Below are 18343 nucleotides of genomic sequence, written 5' to 3'. Positions count from 1 at the left end.
CGGCCGGGTCAGGTGTGGGCTACAGACATCACCTACATCCCGATGGCCAAGGGTTTTGTCTATCTCGTTGCCATCGTGGACTGGTTCAGCCGCAAGGTTCTCGCCTGGCGGGTGTCGATCACGATGCAGGCTGATTTTTGCATTGAGGCTTTGGAAGAAGCACTGGGCCGCTATGGCAAACCGGAGATTTTCAACACCGATCAGGGCAGCCAGTTCACCAGCCAAGCCTTTATGGGACTGTGGTTCGGTAGGATAATCGCCAAGCTGACAAGGTCGTTTCGCGAGAGTGCCGAAATAAGAACAACCTTCATCCCCACGCGTCAAATTCATTCACAAATCTGGCAGAAAAATCTCGAACTAGAGCGTCGCGTTTAGAGTGACGGTCCCCCGGTTTTGTGTCCAGGTTCAATGTTAGCCTCCCGCCTTCATCGGTCGGGGTTAACCCCGGCAGATGAAGCAAATTCAGCTGGTGTCATCCAGCCAAGCGAGGTGTGAGGACGACACTCATTATAGTCCCGTCGCCACGCTTCGATCTTGCTCCTTGCATCGTCCAATGACAAGAACCAATGTGTATTCAGACACTCGTCCCGCAGACGCCCATTGAACGATTCCACAAAGGCATTGTCGGTGGGCTTGCCAGGGCGCGAGAAGTCCAGTTCCACTTTATTCTCATAGGCCCAGCGATCCAGCACTTTCGAGATGAACTCAGGGCCATTGTCCACTCTAATGGCGCGAGGGGTTCCTCGGATCGTCGCGATCCGTGTCATCGCCTCTACAACTTGCTCTCCCTTGATACCTTGGGCAACATCAATTGCGAGCGCTTCTCGGGTAAAAGCATCGACGACGGTCAACGCCCGAAGTCGACGACCGTCGAATAGCGCGTCGGACACGAAGTCCATCGCCCAAATATCATTGGCAGCCGTTGCCGCAGGCTGGCGCTCCCGCTGGACTGCGCTGATGTGCCTGCGGGGCCTCTTGAGCCGCAGACTCAAGCCATCCTCACGGTATAGCCGGTAAACCCGCTTACGGTTCACGACCCAGCCCTCCCGTCGCAATAAGATATAAATCCTGAAATAGCCGTATCGCATCCGGGTCTGCGCGATGTCCCGGATGCGCATGAGTAGAGGCGTCTGATCAGCTCTGACTGACCGGTATCTTATGCTCCGCCGGTCGAAGGACAGTACGGCGCAACTCGGGCGCTCACTGACCGCATAACTCGCCTGGACGTACCGGGTGATCTCGCGCTGCCGATCAGGCCTCAGACTTTTTTTGACAGAACATCCTGCAAAATATGCTTGTCCAGGCTGAGATCAGCAACCAATTGTTTGAGCTGACGGTTCTCGTCCTCCAACTGCTTGAGCCGCCGCAACTCACCAACACCCAGCCCGCCATAAAGCTTCTTCCAGCGGTAAAACGTCTGTTCCGAAATCCCCATCCGGCGGGTTACCTCCGCCACCGGCGTTCCTGTCTCCGCCTGCTTCATCGCGTAGGTAATTTGTTCCTCAGTATATCGACTCTTCTTCACGGCACGCTCCTTCATAATCAGGGTTACAATACCGGAAAACTCTCATTCAAACTGGAGGAAAAAACAGGGAGGACGTCAACCGAAACATTAGGCTATCTGCCGAGTATGCTTTTCCCAATATTTAGCCCTCACATTTTTGCGGAGAACCTTACCAACCGTAGTGGTTGGCAATTCATCCACAAAAGTGACCGTTTTGGGAGCCTTAACCGAACCGATCAGACTTTTTGCATGGTCGATCAGTTCTTGCTCGTGCACTTCCGTCACTCCATTTCGGATGACTTCTGCGTGGACAGCCTCCCCCCATTCTTCGTCAGGGATGCCGACCACGGCTGACATTGTTACACAGGGATGAGAATTAATTGCGGCTTCCACCTCGTTCGCATAGACGTTGAATCCACCTGTGATTATCAGGTCTTTTTTTCGGTCAACCAGATAGCAATATCCAGCTTCATCGGAATAGCCTAGATCGCCAGACTTCCAGTAACCTTGGAAAAATTCTTCCGCTGTTTTTTCTGGATTGCCTTCATAACCCTGGCATGTACCCCGGGACCGGAGATATAATTCGCCAACTTCACCCTGCAGCACGGGGTTGCCGTCATCATCGCAAATGGTCACCTCAACCCCCGCGTTCCGCCGTCCGGCCGATGCCAGCCTCTTTTCCGTCTGCGTATCTCCGACATGTTCTGCCTTGCCCAAAAACAGGGTCGCCACGAGATGTTCGGTGGAACCATATACTTGCATGAAAAGCGGACCAAATTTGGCAACTAATTTCTTGGCCTTGGCCGGACTCATTGGCGCGGCTCCATAGAAAATTGTTTTAAGCGTCGAGAGATCATATCTCTCAGCCTCCGGCATCTCCAGCAAGCGATAAGCGATTGTTGGCACAACAAACGCATGAGTGATCCGTTCTTTTTCAATGTGCTCACACCAGCGCTCCAGATCGGGCTGGTTCATAGTCACCGTACAACCGCCGCGAAACAAGGTTGGCTGCAACATCATACCGCTGGCATGACTCAACGGTGCGATATGGAGCATCCGGCTGTCTGGATCAAAATCATGACCTGGCAATGTTAGAAAGCTCTCTGAACAGGCCATAATATTGTCTGCAGTATATTTTGCGCATTTGCTATCGCCTGTCGTGCCGCCGGTAAAGCGCATCAAAACAATATGCGTTCTATCATCAATTTCTACGTCTGTATTATGTGTTGGAGCCTCTGCCAACAAGCTCGGCAGTTCCAATATACCATCCCTTTTTTCTTCCAGTCGATCAACCACCACCACTTGAATGCCGCGTTGCGTAAGTAGCTCAGCGTGGGTTTCAACTAAGGAATTTTCGATGAAAGCAACTTTAGGACCAGTTATCTCGACCTGTCTCATGTGGGTTTCTAAGCTGTCACGGAAATTACCATGGCAGCAGGTGGCCAAAGCTTTGGCTGCCGACCCCCAATGGAAAAGTGACAGATTGTCATTGTCGAGCAAACAGACGTATCGGTCGCCAGTGCCCAATCCCAACGGACCATGTAAGACGTGAGCAAATCGGTTGGTCAACTCGTGATATTCGCGAAAGGTTAATCGGCGCCCGCGTTCGATATTCACGATCGCTTCGCGATCACCGAATGTGTCGACCAGTCCTTGCATGATCCGGCTGTAGTTGAAAGACCCAGTAGAAAGCGTTTGTGTGTTTGATGGAGTGAGTTTCGATTTCATTTCAAAGTTTCCGATGTTATCTGGCCCTCAGGCGCGTTGCAGCATCAAGCCGGATGGTCTCACCGTTTAAATAGGCATTTTCGACGATATACTGGCAACTATGGGCGAATTCACGCATATCGCCAAGCCGCTTGGGCGCCTCCACCATTTCGATGAGTGAAGAAACAATCTTTCCTCCCAATCCCATAATCATGGGCGTCCCGAACAAACCCGGGGCGATAGCATTGACTCGGATACCGTGGGCACCCAGTTCCCGCGCGGCGGGTAAATTGAGGCCAATGACACCGGCCTTGGATGCCGAATAGCCAGCTTGCCCGATCTGGCCTTCATAGGCCGCACCGGAAGAGACATTGATAACGACTCCACGCTCCCCGTCATTTTCTGTAGGATTTTTGACCATCACAGCAACGCATTTGCTCATGACGTTGAACAAGCCGATAAGGTTGACATTTACCACTTTGGCAAATTTTGAAAGGTCGCAGGCATTGCCTTCGCGGTCGAGAATTTTTGTTGGTGCTGGTATCCCGGCCGCGTTAATGTTGATGTGAATAGTGCCAAATTTTGCAGCGGTCTTTTCGATCGCCTCCTTCGCCTGGGTATCATTAGTTACGTCAACATTATGAAATATGGCGTTTTCCGCCCCCAGTTCTGCACACAGACTCTGGCCTGCTTCCTCGTTCAGATCGAAAAGTGAAACTTTGGCACCATGTTCAACAAAGTATCGTGCAGTAGCGGCGCCGAGACCGGATGCCCCACCCGTAATGACTACTATCTTCCGTTTAAGTTGCATTAGTCATCACCCTCGCTAAATTATCGAAACGGTCCATTTTTATATTTCCACTTGTTTTAGATATAGCACCCGGGAAGTCGAATGCCGACTTTATGACCAATGCCGATTGACACGATCTCGCCGTAGAGCTGGATATTAATTTGCCTTCCCTACCCAGCAATTTAAAATTTTTACCGATTGACATTATCATTAGAGCTTTCGCTGAAATTGTTAGGCGCACTCCAGTTTGCCCGCCTCCAAACTCGATTAATTTAGGAGCTTTGGCACAAAAAATCTTGGTGTAACATTGGTCAGACTGTGCCAATCTGTCGTCTTCGGGCACGCAACGCTATGCTCACAATTTCAGAACGATATACCCCGACTCCTTGAGTATCCGAAAAAATAGCGGTTGCGTTATAGTCGGGAAGCGATTCTGTATTGGGGCATGATCCGCAGTGGTTTTCTGAGCAAAGCAGAACGGCTTGAGCTACGAGCTCTGGCGCGGGATGGGCTGAGTGAAGCGCGCGCGGCGCGCCGTGCCAATGCGATCATTCTGCTGGACAAGGGATGGAGCTGCCAGGAGGTGGCGGAGGCTTTGTTGATCGACGATGACACGGCTCGCTCCTGGCACAGACTTTATGACGAGCATGGCCTGACCGGCCTTGTGGTCTTCGATGTTGGGGGCAGTCACAGCCGGCTTTCTGCGGAACAGGAAGATGCGCTGTTTACGTGGGTCAGCGCCAGCCTGCCACGCAACGCGCGCACGATCGGCGCGTGGATCGTCGACAGTTTTGGCATTGAGTACAGCCACGCGGGGCTGATCGCGCTGCTGCATCGGCTGAAGCTTTCGTACCGCAAGCCTGCGATGGTGTCGGGCAAGCTGGACGCGGCCAAGCAAGCGACGTTCATCGCAGACTATGACCGGCTGATGTGCGGCCTTGAGAACGACGAGGCAGTAGCGTTCGTCGACGCCGTTCATCCGACCCATCAGGTCCGTGCGGTGGGCTGCTGGGCACCCACGGGCGAGGCGGTAGCGATCACGCCCAGCAGCGGTCGTGACCGGGTGAATATTCATGGCGCCATCGACCTCGAGACCGGCAAGACCCAGATGCTCGATGTCCTCACCGTCGATGCGCAAAGCACGATCCTGCTGCTCATGGCGATCCTTGCCACCCATCCGTCGCGGCGGTTGATCCACGTCTTCCTCGACAACGCCCGCTACCATCATGCCCGGCTGGCGCAGGAATGGCTGGTCCGAAAAGGCCAGCGGATCAGGCTCCACTTCGTGCCGACCTACAGCCCCCACCTCAATCCGATCGAGCGACTCTGGGGAGTGATGCACTAAAACATCACCCATAACCAAGGCTACGCAACGGCGCGCGAATTTAGGGCAGCGATCCTGGGGTTCCTAACTCAAAACGTGCCGAAACAATGGCACGCCTTCCGCGATCAGGTCACCGACAACTTTCGCGTCATCAATCCCGCAGATTTTCGGATCCTGAGGTAGACGGGGTATAATATGTAGACGGGATATAGTATGTAGACGGGGTATAGTATAGTGTCAGCGCATTGTTTTTAGGGTACGAGTATCCGCCCGAGGACATATGCTTGCTTATTATGTCGTTTGAAAAACTCGTATCAATCTCAATAAAAAATCTAGTGCTTGAAATAGGAGAGAAAAATTGGAGGGCGAAGCGGAATTCCCGACAGCTAAAGTGACAGTCATTGCTACGTGGCTGATCCACTTGGTTGCGATTGTTGACGAGTTCTATTCGGAGTTTGACACCAATGAAATTCTGCAAGAAGTAGGAATCAATCCTGAGCTTTTGAATGATCCCAATGCGCGTGTTCCTTCGTGGCAGGTGAGCAAGTTTTACGAGATTATTCAGAGAATTACAGGCGATGAAGCGATTGGCTTGAAGCTCGGCGCACGCCTTACACCGGGCTCCATGCACGCATTAGGATATTCACTGTTTGCCAGTCGCACTCTGAATTCTTTCTTCGTAAGATACGAACGGTTTTTCCAATTAATTTCGCAGGCGGGTAATGCCAGCACACAGATCCGTGATAAGCGGTTAGTTTTTTCGTTAACAGTACGAGAAAAACTGCCTCCGACGAGGGAGGATGCATTTTTGGCAACTGTTCTGCGATTTGCAAGGATGGTTTATCGGTCAAACTTTTCGCCGATTTTGGTGCGTATGCCCCGACCTAAACCTAAATTCGCATCTGCCGAGTTTGATGATTATTTTTGCTGTCCCATCGAATATGGGTGCGAACGGCTCGAACTGCACGTCTCCGAATCCGATTCTAACCAACGATTGCGAGGGTTCAATCCAGAGTTTGTCCGTGCTCATGATCAGATTGCAACGGAATATATCGCCCGATTTGATGATGAGCAAATCATTCCTCGGATTCAGTCAGCCATTGTAAATATGCTGCCCGATGGTGACGTGTCGATCCGCACAATTGCAAGCGCACTTGGTATGAGCAATCGAAGCCTCCAACGGCAGTTACAGAATGAAGGTTCAACTTTTAACGCGGTGCTTGACGGTATGCGTAAATATCTCGCTATCCGGTATTTGCGTTCCGGACGTCATTCGATCAAGGAAATGTCCTATCTTTTAGGATATAACGACTCCAGCAACTTTTCGCGTGCATTTCGAAGATTGACCGGTCGGTCACCGCACGAGTATCTCGAAAAATCAAAGCTGAAATCCGAATAACAGCAAGTTTCAATCGTCCGATGGTTTTGTTGACGCTATTTTGGCGTGCAATGGCGAGTCAATCGCATGTCAAACGCAGGCTTTCGCTATAATTGTCAGTATTCGGCAGCGCAGTTGAATGCGTCTTTTGCCTTATCATGGACGGGATATGATGACCGATGGCTTATGAAACAATAAAATTTGAAACTCGCGATGCCATTGCCTGCATAACATTGAACCGGCCTAAGGCGATGAATGCGCTTTCGGGGGCAATGGTGGACGAACTTTCCAGTGCGGTTTCCGTCGTTGCAGAAGATGACGGTTTGCGTGTGCTAATCATAACGGGAGCGGGGCGTGCCTTTTGTTGCGGGGCGGATCTGAAAGGCGTTCTTGCCGAAGCCCAGGCAGGCAATGCGAAGGGATTTTTATCCTTTCTTGGTACTATCCAGGAGATATTCCACCAATTGCGGGAACTGCCCAAACCAACAATTGCGGCGCTGAATGGATTCACGCTTGCCGGAGGTCTGGAAATGGCTATTGCCTGCGATATCGTCCTTGCCGCCCGTAGCGCACGATTGGGCGACAGCCATTCCAATTTCGGTGTGCTGCCGGGTGGTGGTGGGGGCACGATCATGCCGCGGCTTATTGGTGAGAAGAAGGCTAATCTGCTGCTTTTTTCAGGTGAAAACTGGCCAGCGGAGGAATTTGAAAACCTTGGCTTCGTCAGCGCCGTCCATGACGATGAGAGCCTGATGGACGAAGCAATGAAGCTCGCCGATAATCTGGCGCAGAAAAGTCCCTTGGTTCTGCATCGCATGAAACAGATGGTGGCGGATGGTCGTCAGCTCAATCCGCGCGATGCGCTGACGCTGGAAACCCGGCTATTAGCAGAGCATTCCAAATCCGCCGATTTTCTAGAGGGCCTGTCTGCCTTTAGCGAGAAACGGGCACCAGAATATACGGGAAAATGATCGCGCCGGTTTTCCGGAAAAAAGATTAGAGGGAACTTTCGACAATGGAAAAGGCATATATAGTCGGTGTGGGCATGACAAAATTCGGCCGACACCCTGACCAAAGCATAAGGCAGTTGCTTGACACGGCCATTAGCACTGCTCTCGGTGATGCGGGCGGCCATAAGTCTGACGTTGAAGCGGTTTATCATTCAAGCTCGACACAAGGTTTCCTGCAAGGGCAAACATTCATTCCCGGGCAGGTGGCGCTGGGCCAGATTGGCCTGTCGGGAATACCTGTCTTCAACATAGAGAATGCTTGCGCGTCGAGCTCGTCTTCCTTCCATCTGGCCGTGCAGGGGGTTGGCTCCGGCATGCACGACATTATTTTGGCCGCCGGTGTTGAGAAAATGAATGTTCCTGACAAGAAAAAAATGTTTGCGGTGTTTGATGGCGCTTGGGACGTGGCCACGGTCGATGAAAATATTGAGCGCCTTGTTAGTCTTGGCAAAGGCATGGAATGCCCCGAAGGGTCCGAATCGGAACGGCCCTATAGTATTTTCATGAAGGTCTATGCGGCCTTTGGGCTCAACCACATGAAGCGTAATGGAACGACGCAGCGGCAGATCGCGGCCATCGCTGCCAAAAACCATGAACATTCGGTGCACAATGAATATTCGCAATATCGTCAGGCCTATTCGATTGAGGAGGTGCTGGCTGCGCCGCCCATTACCTATCCGCTGACCTTGCCAATGTGCGCACCCATTTCCGATGGTGCTGCTGCCGCGGTTATTTGCAATGAAGAGGGGCTGAAGAAGCTGGGCATGGACAAGTCCCGCGCTGTGGAAATCCTAGCTAGCGTATCGATGAGCGGCAATGCCGAAAGGACCGCTGACGAACCGGAAAACCACATGGCCCGGCTGGCGGCGCAAAAAGCCTATCAGATGGCTGGCCGTTCCCCCGATGATATGGATGTCGCCGAAGTCCATGATGCGACTGCTATCGGAGAGTTGATGCATGCGGAGAACCTGATGCTTGCTCCTCTGGGTGAGGCGGGTCCGGCGGCGGAACGCGGCGATTTTACGGTAGGCGGCAGGATACCCATCAACCCGTCGGGTGGATTGGAATCAAAAGGACATCCGATCGGCGCGACGGGCCTTGGACAACTTCACGAACTGGTTACGCAATTGCGCGGAGAGGCGGGCAAACGGCAAGTCGAAAATGCGCGGCACGCCATTCACGAAAATAGCGGCGGCCTGGTCGGTATCGAAGAAGGCGCAGCTGTAATCAATATTTTGGGAAAGGTGGAAGCATAATGAGCAACATTGGTTTCATGTTCAATGAAGATGAACGTCTTGCGATAGACGGTCTGCGGCGTTTTCTGGATGAGCGGCTTGAGCCGGAGTTGAAGGAGCTAGGCGATGTTTTCTATCCCAAGGAAAATATCCGTGAATGGATGATGCAGCTAGGGGAATTTGGCATTGTCAACGCGCCCCAGCCGGAATCGGATGGCGGGCTGGGCCTGTCCTGGCGCCTGCATGTACAGCTGATTGAAGAGCTGGCATATTCCTCCGGCGATTTGGCGATCGTCGCGCTGGTTAATGCCGCTGCCACGTCGATGCTCCTGAGGCTCGCGCCGGATCATATTAAATCACGATATGCCGGCCCGATGCTGCGCGGTGAGATAATAGGTGCGGTTGGCATATCGGAACCAGATATCGGATCGGATGTGTCGGGCGTCAAGACCCGCGCCGTGCGTGATGGCAATGACTGGATTATAAACGGAGAGAAAACCTGGATCACAAATGGAGAATATTCTGACTTTTTCATCTGTACATGCCGCTCGGATGAAAATCAGCTGACGCACATTTTGCTTGATCGGGAAGAGCATCCCTATGAGGTGCGCGGCATTCCCAAAATAGCACTGAACAGCCAGTCAACTTCACAGATATTTCTGAATGATGTGCGGGTGCCGGTCAGCAATACAATCGGCGAAATTGGTAGCGGGTTGAAAAATACACTGACCCTGTTTGAACGGGCGCGCATCCATGTCGCGGCTTGGGGCTATGGCATTGCCAGACGGGCACTGGAAGAATCCATTAAATATGCACAGGATCGCGTCCAGCATGGCAAACAAATTGCCGGACATCAACTGATCGCCGACAAGATTGCGACCATGGCAACCCAGATTGATGCTGCGCGATTGCTTGCGCTTCGGGCGGCATCTATGATTGACGCAGGTCAGCGCTGTGATGTCGAATGCGCTATGGCGAAATGGTACGGCACGGAAATAGCAGTGGAGGCTACGCGCCAGGCGGTTCAGATACATGGCGGCAATGGCCTAACGAAGGAATTCATCGTCGAGAGATTGGCCCGCGAAGCCATGATTACACCCATTCCTGACGGCACTACGGAAATTCAGAAGCTCTTGATCGCTCGGGGTTTGACCGGCATTTCCGCATTCCGGTGAATGGGACAATGACAATGGGACAGGGGCCGCTCAGCGGCATCAGGATAATTGAAATGGAGGGGATCGGACCGGGGCCCTTTAGTGGTATGCATCTGGCCGATCTTGGCGCCGATGTCGTACTGATCGAGCGCAAGGAAAAAGGTAGTGATCCCGGCTCGACAATGCCGATTGGTATATTGAAACGCGGGAAACGTTCCATTGCGCTTGATCTCAAGAATTCGGATGACCAAGAGCTGTTGATGAATCTGATCGAGGGAGCGGACGCTCTGATTGAGGGGATGCGTCCTGGTGTAATGGAGCGTCTGAACCTTGGTCCCGATGCCTGTATGAAACGCAATCCTCGGCTGGTCTATGGCCGAATTACCGGATGGGGACAGGATGGACCATTGGCACAGGCGGCCGGTCACGATCTCAACTATGTGGCTGTCAGTTCCGCCATGTGGTATGCTAGCCCTGCGGGCGGAAAGCCCCTGCCGCCGCCCGGCCTTGTCGGGGATGTCGGCGGCGGTGCCAATTACCTGACCATTGGTCTTCTGGCAGGGATTATCCGGGCGCGCACAACTGGCAAGGGCGATGTCATTGATGCGGCGATTGTGGACGGGTCGGCTCATATGATGAATTTGGTGTTCGACCTTTTGCCGAAGGGTTTGATGCAACCGGAACGAGGCCAAAGCGCTCTGGACGGAGCGCCCTGGTATAACAGTTACCGATGTGCTGATGGTCGATATATAACGTTAGGAAGTCTCGAACCAAAATTCTATTCGGTGCTACTGGATCTGTTGAACCTTACAGACGATCCCGTGTATGAACACCAGTTCGATAAGAACGCATGGGCCAATCAAGCCAAACGGCTAAGCGATTTGTTTGCTTCTCAACCGAGCGCGCATTGGTGCGAACTTTTGGAAGGAAGCGATGCCTGTTTTGGTTTGGTGACAAGCCCTACCGACGCTGCGGATCACCCTCATAATAAGGAACGCGGCATATTTGATGACAGTCTCGGCTTTAGACAAGCCATTGCTGCACCACGTTTTGCGTCTGTGTCCAACGATTTTCTTGGTGAGGCACCTTTACATAATGAACATCGGCAGGAATTGATTGACGAAATGGTTAGTGAGCAAAGACGGTGGATTGGCGCTCATTGAATAGTGGCATCAGTTGCACCGCTGATCAGTTTGTTTAAGTTCTGCATCTTAGAAGATTATAAAAGTGTATTAGGGGGAAAAATCATGCGATTTGTTTATTTGCGCAGTGCGTCCGTTATTGTAATAGCTGCGCTGGCTCTGTCGACGGCAGGAATGGCACAAGCTCAGGAAACAGATCAGTTAACCTCTGATCAAGATCAGTCATCCGGCGGTTTTACTTTTCTGGACGATGTGATTGTTGTCACCGGCACTAAAAAGGCTGGCGGTGAGAATGTGCAGGATGCCGCGTTGGCAATTACAGCCTATGGCTCAGAAACATTGGATGCTCTGCAAGTACGCGACATTTCTAGTCTTAGTTTCAAAATGCCGAATGTTGCACTTGATGAGGTCGGCACTACGAAAGGCGTTGCGAATTTTGCTATACGCGGCCTCGGAGTGAATTCATCGATTCCTTCGATCGATCCAGCTGTCGGTGTATTTGTCGACGGCGTCTATCTGGGGATAAATGGAGGCGTTGTATTTGACACATTTGATCTGGAAAGCGTGGAAGTACTGCGCGGTCCACAGGGCATTTTGTTTGGGAGGAACGTGACTGGTGGCGCAGTATTGCTAAATACCGCTGACCCTAAGAATGAATTTCAGACAACAGCAAAACTAATCGCCGAATCTGGTCTCCGCGGGACAGGCGGAAATTATTATGCCATGGGCACGGTCACCGGCCCGATTGTTGAAGACAAGCTGTCCGCCAAATTGGCACTCTATTACAATAAGGATGATGGTTGGTTCAAAAATACGTTGGCCTCAGGCGAAACAGAGACTTTTGGTGAGTCTGAAACAGTTATCGTACGCGCCGCAATCAAAGTAACACCTAACGATATTGGTAATTTCACCTTGAAATTTGAGCACGGTGAAGCCGATGGTCAGGGACCTGCCAACCAAAACCATATAAACGGACGTGGGGTAGAGGCGGCACCTTTAAATCCTCCGGGCACTTCCGGAAGGTTCAGCCGTGAGAGCTTTGATTTCTCCATTGATGAGCTCGGCTTTTTCGATACAAGTTGGAACCAAGTGATTGCTACGATCAACGTTGATGTCAATATTGGTGATGGCGGTTCTATTGTCAATGTTTTCGGTTGGCGCGAATATGAACAGACGGCTCGCAGCGACATTGACGGCACTCCACTGTCACTGTTTCATGGGGACTTTGCAACAAAGCAGAACCAGATATCGAACGAACTGCGATTTAATGGACGCTTTGGCGACATGGTCGATTTGACGACAGGTATCTATTATTTCTCACAGAAACTGGTATATACAGAAGGACGCGATCTGCTTGGTGCGCTGACGCCAACAGGCGTACCGGCACTGACACAGCATGGCGGTGGTATAGTAGATCAGGAGACATTCGGCGTCTTCGCCGCGGTTGACATAGACCTGACCGATAGTTTTTCGATCAACGCCGGTATCCGCTATGCTGACGAAACAAAAGATGCCCAAGTCGCATCACTCGTTAATAATGTGAATACCCCTTGTAATGTCATCGCGGGAACTTGCGCATTCGATTTCGTGGATATATTCCAAACGTCGAACTGGTCACCCAAGATCGGTATTGGCTATGAATTCAGTCCGGATGCACGAATGTACGCGCATTGGGCGCGGGCCTATCGGGCCGGTGGTTTCAACTTGCGTAATACAGCCGCTGATAAGGTTAATTTTGGACCTGGTCCGTTTCAGGATGAACAGATCGATTCCTTTGAGTTGGGCTTTAAGTCTGAGCCCATGCCGCGCTCGCGTCTGAACTTTGCGGTCTTCTATAACCAAATGGAAAGCCTGCAGCGTGAAATTCTCTTGACTGATCCGATTGCGGGTATCGTTCAGGTTATTCGGAACACTGCCGATGCTACCATCTGGGGCGTTGAGATCGACGGCCAGATTGAAATTCTTCCTGGCTTATTGCTTGAAGGTTCTCTCGGATATGTCGACGGTGACTATAAAAACGTGGTGTTTGACCTCAATGGCGACGGAGTAATTGATACAGATGATGCTTCTCTGCAGATTCCGCGCCTCGCTAACTGGACCGGTAATATCGGGCTGATCGCCGAACAAGAAATGGACTTTGGTACCCTAACTGGCCGGGTCGCCTATTCACATCGTGATGGTGCGGCGCTTACCGACAATAATCTCGGTTTTTTAAACCCATCTGACCGGATTGATGCCAGCGTTTCGTTCGCGCTCATGGATGGGGATATGACTTTCACACTCTATGGTAAGAACCTGACCAACGATGTGCAGCATGGCGGCGATACGCTGCTTCCGGACATCTTGGGGCCGGTACCGCTCGGCGGCACACTTGCGCCGCTTTCTCGCGGAAGGACATTTGGCATCGAGTTGAGGTTGAATAGCTTTTGATGCGATAGCATTGATTTCCGGGTCGGGCTGCTAAGTAAATATTACATTTCTCCTTTGCCGAAACGGCATCGCAATGTTTGCCGCAACCGATCCGGATTGAAAACGAATATGGGATTCGTTTTCCAGACAAAACTGGAGGTTTCTCTTTACGCACTTGTCACCTGACGGGTGTTGAAGAGGGGAGACGTGGCTCGGGAAAACTGCACAGCGGGATAAGTGGCTTTTCTGTCTAATGGCGGCCAAGGCGGCCGCATGACAGGAGCGTATATGAGCAGACGACCACGCCGGAACCACAGTCCGGCATTTAAAGCAAAGGTGGCATTGGCTGCGGTGAAGGGTGAGAAGACGCTGGCTGAGTTAGCGCAGCAGTTTGACGTTCACGCAAACCAGATCACGGCCTGGCGCACTCAGTTGCTGGAAGGGGCTGCGGGTGTTTTCGGATCGGACGGCGGTAGCGCAGCGGCAGAGCCGGCGATCGACGTAAAGACGCTGCACGCCAAGATTGGCGAGTTGACGCTGGTGAATGATTTTTTGGCCGGAGCGCTCGGGAAAGCCGGACTGTTGCCGGGCGCAAAACGATGATCGATCGCAAGCACGCATTGCCGCTCGTGCGGCAGGCCCGGGAATTGAGGATCAGCCGTGGCAGCGTGTATTACCTGCCTCGGCCGGTATCGCCTGCCGATCTGGCGATCATGCGGCGGATCGATGAGCTGCACCTGGAGTTCCCGTTTGCAGGCAGCCGAATGCTGCGCGATCTTCTGCGCCAGGAGGGCATCAAGATCGGCCGCCTGCATGTCGCCAGCTTGATGAAGAAGATGGCGATCGAAGCCATCTACCGCCGCCCGAACACTTCGAAGCCGGCTCCAGGGCATAAGATCTACCCCTATTTGCTGCGAGGACTGCCGATCGTGCGGCCGGGTCAGGTGTGGGCTACAGACATCACCTACATCCCGATGGCCAAGGGTTTTGTCTATCTCGTTGCCATCGTCGACTGGTTCAGTCGCAAGGTTCTCTCATGGCGACTATCGATCACGATGGAGGCTGATTTTTGCGTCGAGGCCCTGGAAGAAGCACTGGCCCGCTATGGCAACCCTGAGATATTCAACACCGACCAGGGCAGTCAGTTCACCAGCATGGCTTTCACCAGCGTGCTGCTGCGCGAAAAAATCGCCATCAGCATGGACGGCAGGGGTGCATGGCGCGACAACGTCATTGTAGAACGGCTCTGGCGTTCAGTGAAGTATGAGGAGGTTTACCTGCACGCCTATGGCGGGGTCAGCGAAGCCCGGTCGTCGATCGGCAGGTATCTGGGCTTTTACAATGGGAGAAGACCGCATTCGAGCCTTGCCGCCAAGACGCCCGATCAAACATATTTTGACAACCTGCCTGTGAAAATGGCAGCATGAATTTGGCAACCGATATGGGGTGTCATTCCGGTCGGGCTACGCCCTCCCTGCATGACACCCCATATCGGAATATTGAGGAAACAAACGGCAGACGATCCACTTATCTTTTGCCAATCGCTGTGCAAACAAACCGAGCCACCTCTGTATTCTCGATGGATGATGTGGGATTAGTTAGGACGTTACGGGACAGTGAGGAGTTCCTTGCATCTGCGCCAGTTCTCCCCTTCCCGGCAGCCTCCCCTCTTCAACACGTAAGAAAACACTTTCCTACAGCTATATGTTCTATTTATGTTCTCATCCGATTCGATACAAGATGGAGATGAATTTTGGCAAAGATGCTATCAATAGGGCTGCTTACGATTACGCTGTGCTCGAGCGTGGCATGGGCACAAGATGTGAGTTTACAGGAAAGCAATGGCGGTCCTACAACGGAACTTGGGGATCAGCAGGCCGATGAAAATTCAACGTTTCAGCTATTCCAGCATGGAATTTGGCAGCCAGCAAATCCATTGCAAACCATCCCCAGAACATCTGCAGTTCATGATGATGCCAGAACCAATCTACAAAAGAGAAAGCTTTCAAGGCTCAGCCGAACTGCTTCGTCCAGGCGGACTATCTATATATCCTCCATCCGGGCAGCGGAAAGGAAACACGCCCTCCCCTTTGGGTTGCTCGACGCTCTAATTTGGCAGGAATCACGGTATAATCCAATGGCTGTAAGCCCAGCGGGTGCTGTTGGTCTGGCCCAACTTATGCCAGGAACAGCTTCGGACCTTGGGGTACGCAATCGCTATGACCCTGTGGCCAACATTAACGGCGGTGCCCGCTATTTAAGGCAAATGTTGGACAAATTTGGCGGAATTCACTTGGCGCTAGCGGCATATAATGCCGGACCGAATGCGGTGCAGCGAGCCAAAGGTATTCCTCGATATCGGGAAACCCGCGACTACGTGAAGAAGGTTCTAGCGCGCTGGACAGAATCGGGACTGTAGGACAGAGAACACTTGATCATGAACCATTCAAACTCAAACCGCCTTCGGCTGACTGGCAAACTCATCAAAGGGGACCGCCGATATGTCCTGCAATGTGATGATAAAAGCGTTTGGAAACTGGATTTTCAAGACAATGAAGTTCCCGAAGATAATCACATGGTATTGGTTGAGGGTGTGAAAACTGGAGTTGACTCCATTGCAGTTGATTGGGTTGGTGAAACAAAATAACCTATTGTCGGCTGCAGTCACAGATACGAACAAGATCATCAGACCAAAGTTGCAACGCCTCGCGTTTTTCATTCATCCAGTTATATCGTTGGTAAACTTTGACGATACCAGCCTGAGAACCGCTAACGTGATTGAGAATTGCCTCAGTCACTTCCAACCTTACTCCCAGCCGCTGCAGGTTTGTAGCAACAGTCCGCCGGATGTCATGTAATGTCCAATGCAGAACGGGACGTTGCAAGTCAGATTGAACGTCGGCCCTCAACCGTCGCAACAATTTGGATATACCTGATGCACTAGTTTTTGGATTTGTCGCAGAAGGAAACAGCTTGCTGCTACCATCAGTAACCAGGCAACCTGAAACGACACGGCAAGCTTCTTCGGAAAGTGGAATGATAACAGCGTTGTTATTTTTTGCGCTCGACGCAGGTAAGTTCCAGACTTTTTCTTCTAAATCAAACTCCGCACGTTCAGCTCCAAATACTTCGCTTCGCCGTGCAGCGGTGAACAGCATGAGTTTCAAACTATGCTGCCAAGGAAACGGCTGATTTTCAACAGCCTTCCAAAGGCTTTTCAATTCTTCATTCGACAAAACCCTATCACGAGGTTTCGGTGCTGGTGGTCTGCTTGCTGCTGTTACTGGGTTGTACGCTAGAGTTTCTACTCGTGGTAAAACCCAATTGAAAAACACTGACATTTGCGCAGCAACAAGCCGGGCCATTACCGGCGCAGAACGCTCGCCATAAGCGATGCCATCAATTAACCGAGTAACATCCGTGCGCGTTATGGCGTCCACCGGACGACCGCCAAGCTCCGGTAAAACGTACTTTTTGAATATGCGCCGTATTTCTTTTGCAGATCGCTTGTTCTCAACGCGCTGCTGATCGTAAGTACTCCACAGTGCGGAAACCGTTTTGTTCGATCGTTTATCAGGCTTCGCCAGCTTCCGGCCGCTCTCAATGTCAGCACAAGCCTGGAGCGCTTTCTGCCTAGCCTTAGCCAGACCAATCCCGGGATAGTCTCCCAGAGTGATCTTTCTGAACTTTCCAGCAACCCGTTTTCGAACAATCCAACGACATTTACCTGTCGATCCTTTTACAAATCTCAACCCAACACAATCACTATCTGCGAGCTCCACTCGTCCTCGCAATGGTGTTTTCACCGCTTTTAATTTAGCATCAGTAAGCTTTATTTGATTTGGCATTTTGGCCTCTTAAAAACGTGCTACCCGGGTAGCGTTTCGAGAGGATACTATGGGATTGGCTGGAACATATCAAGAACATTATTTTTCTATTATCTAATTATTTCAGACGTTTAGGGAATATGTGGGATATCAAAATATCGGCTTAAAAAAACTTTTAATCAGTAGGTCGCTGGTTCGAACCCAGCAGGGCTCACCATATCATTGAATTTGATGATTCCGATCCGTGCGTGACGCGATTGTTCTGCTCCGATGGCTGCCGATCGACGTATTGGGCCGTCATTCGGGTGAAAGCTATCGGCGCGGACACTATCGCGAGAATTGGGTGACGACGTTGCGCTGATTCCCGCCATTCGATGACAAATCGAAGAAAATGAAATCTTCAGGAAGTGGCCGCGCGCGAGACACGGCGGCCAGCCTGGAGATCGCAGCCGGCCTGGCTTTGCTCGGGTGATAGATCCAGCCCGCCAGCTGATAGGGGAAATGAAGACTTCGCCCTGTCTCACTGGCGGGATGCATAAACTAGCCGCAGCCGGGACCTTCCTGAAGGTCATAGCTTTTCCCCGATTCCTCGACGGCGTTCAATTTCACGCACCAGTTGTCCGCATAAGAAAAACTGATGGTCGACAAGGTTGCTGGCTCGTTTGCCGCCAGGGTGGTGTTGCCGCGGTGACTGGAGCGAGATGCGCCCTGCGTGACGATTTCATAACTGACTTTCTGGCTTTCCGGCGAAAGCGCGCTTAGCCGAACCTGGATCAGCCCATCCTCGTTGTCGGTGACTTCCAGACGAAGGGCTCGATCAACCGGCAAGTCTGTCATGACAGTGGCTCCCAATAAGGCGCTGG

General features: G+C 51.9%; 16 protein-coding genes. 11 read left to right on the top strand and 5 right to left on the bottom strand.

The features are described from left to right. Nucleotides 1-12 precede the first annotated feature (12 nt). Nucleotides 13-375 carry a DDE-type integrase/transposase/recombinase gene (locus tag V7650_RS01995; RefSeq protein ID WP_335654570.1) on the top strand — a complete coding sequence of 121 codons (363 nt, stop codon included), beginning with the start codon at nt 13-15 and terminating at the stop codon, nt 373-375. A gap of 50 nt (nt 376-425) precedes the next feature. Here the strand turns inward: V7650_RS01995 and V7650_RS01990 are convergent. From V7650_RS01990 to V7650_RS01980, 3 genes are all read right to left on the bottom strand, one after another. Beyond that, nucleotides 426-1525, bottom strand: a protein-coding gene (locus V7650_RS01990; protein WP_442955241.1) for an IS3 family transposase whose coding sequence is annotated in 2 segments (ribosomal slippage) — nt 426-1264 and nt 1264-1525 — 1101 coding nt in all. Because the reading frame shifts where the segments join, the coding sequence is not laid out codon by codon here. An 87-nt stretch (nt 1526-1612) separates the two neighbouring features. Next, nucleotides 1613-3232, bottom strand: coding sequence for a class I adenylate-forming enzyme family protein (locus tag V7650_RS01985; protein ID WP_201295699.1), 1620 nt, complete (start codon nt 3230-3232; stop codon nt 1613-1615). 16 nt (nt 3233-3248) lie between these two features. Further along, nucleotides 3249-4022 (bottom strand): SDR family NAD(P)-dependent oxidoreductase, encoded by a 774-nt coding sequence (locus tag V7650_RS01980; RefSeq protein ID WP_089132019.1) that lies wholly within the window; start codon nt 4020-4022, stop codon nt 3249-3251. A 424-nt stretch (nt 4023-4446) separates the two neighbouring features. On the opposite strand from V7650_RS01980, the gene V7650_RS01975 reads away from it, so the two are divergent. From V7650_RS01975 to V7650_RS01930, 10 genes are all read left to right on the top strand, one after another. Further along, a complete protein-coding gene (locus V7650_RS01975; RefSeq protein WP_335654550.1) occupies nt 4447-5346 on the top strand; it encodes an IS630 family transposase in 900 nt (299 codons plus the stop codon). 337 nt (nt 5347-5683) lie between these two features. Then, the gene (locus V7650_RS01970; RefSeq protein ID WP_335654549.1) at nt 5684-6724 is read left to right on the top strand and encodes an AraC family transcriptional regulator; all 1041 of its coding nucleotides are present in this window, start codon (nt 5684-5686) and stop codon (nt 6722-6724) included. A gap of 158 nt (nt 6725-6882) precedes the next feature. Further along, nucleotides 6883-7674: an enoyl-CoA hydratase/isomerase family protein gene (locus V7650_RS01965; RefSeq protein ID WP_335654548.1), complete on the top strand. Its 792-nt coding sequence runs from the start codon at nt 6883-6885 to the stop codon at nt 7672-7674. Between the two features lie 44 nt (nt 7675-7718). Further along, entirely contained in the window at nt 7719-8969 is a 1251-nt protein-coding gene (locus tag V7650_RS01960; protein ID WP_089132023.1) for a thiolase family protein, read from the top strand. Beyond that, nucleotides 8969-10123: an acyl-CoA dehydrogenase family protein gene (locus V7650_RS01955; protein WP_236554109.1), complete on the top strand. Its 1155-nt coding sequence runs from the start codon at nt 8969-8971 to the stop codon at nt 10121-10123. The genes V7650_RS01960 and V7650_RS01955 overlap by 1 nt, the downstream gene beginning before the upstream one ends. An 8-nt stretch (nt 10124-10131) precedes the next feature. Next, a complete protein-coding gene (locus V7650_RS01950; protein ID WP_089132024.1) occupies nt 10132-11265 on the top strand; it encodes a CaiB/BaiF CoA transferase family protein in 1134 nt (377 codons plus the stop codon). Nucleotides 11266-11268: 3 nt separating this feature from the next. Next, entirely contained in the window at nt 11269-13674 is a 2406-nt protein-coding gene (locus V7650_RS01945; protein WP_236554107.1) for a TonB-dependent receptor, read from the top strand. 267 nt (nt 13675-13941) lie between these two features. Next, nucleotides 13942-15080 (top strand): IS3 family transposase gene (locus tag V7650_RS01940; protein ID WP_335654547.1). Its coding sequence is split into 2 segments (ribosomal slippage): nt 13942-14209 and nt 14209-15080, totalling 1140 coding nucleotides; the frame shifts between segments, so codons are not numbered across the junction. A 326-nt stretch (nt 15081-15406) separates the two neighbouring features. Beyond that, nucleotides 15407-16072 carry a lytic transglycosylase domain-containing protein gene (locus V7650_RS01935; protein ID WP_236554105.1) on the top strand — a complete coding sequence of 222 codons (666 nt, stop codon included), beginning with the start codon at nt 15407-15409 and terminating at the stop codon, nt 16070-16072. Between the two features lie 18 nt (nt 16073-16090). After that, the gene (locus V7650_RS01930) at nt 16091-16300 is read left to right on the top strand and encodes a DUF5818 domain-containing protein (protein ID WP_145955434.1); all 210 of its coding nucleotides are present in this window, start codon (nt 16091-16093) and stop codon (nt 16298-16300) included. Nucleotide 16301: 1 nt separating this feature from the next. Here V7650_RS01930 and V7650_RS01925 read toward each other — a convergent pair whose 3' ends face one another. Then, nucleotides 16302-17501 carry a tyrosine-type recombinase/integrase gene (locus V7650_RS01925; protein ID WP_089132013.1) on the bottom strand — a complete coding sequence of 400 codons (1200 nt, stop codon included), beginning with the start codon at nt 17499-17501 and terminating at the stop codon, nt 16302-16304. Between the two features lie 519 nt (nt 17502-18020). Then, a complete protein-coding gene (gene csgH / locus V7650_RS01920; RefSeq protein ID WP_335654546.1) occupies nt 18021-18317 on the bottom strand; it encodes a curli-like amyloid fiber formation chaperone CsgH in 297 nt (98 codons plus the stop codon). Nucleotides 18318-18343 lie beyond the last annotated feature (26 nt).

The sequence above is a fragment of the Parasphingorhabdus sp. genome, assembly GCF_036964565.1.
Taxonomy (GTDB): domain Bacteria; phylum Pseudomonadota; class Alphaproteobacteria; order Sphingomonadales; family Sphingomonadaceae; genus Parasphingorhabdus.
This window is presented reverse-complemented; position numbering and strand designations above follow the sequence as displayed.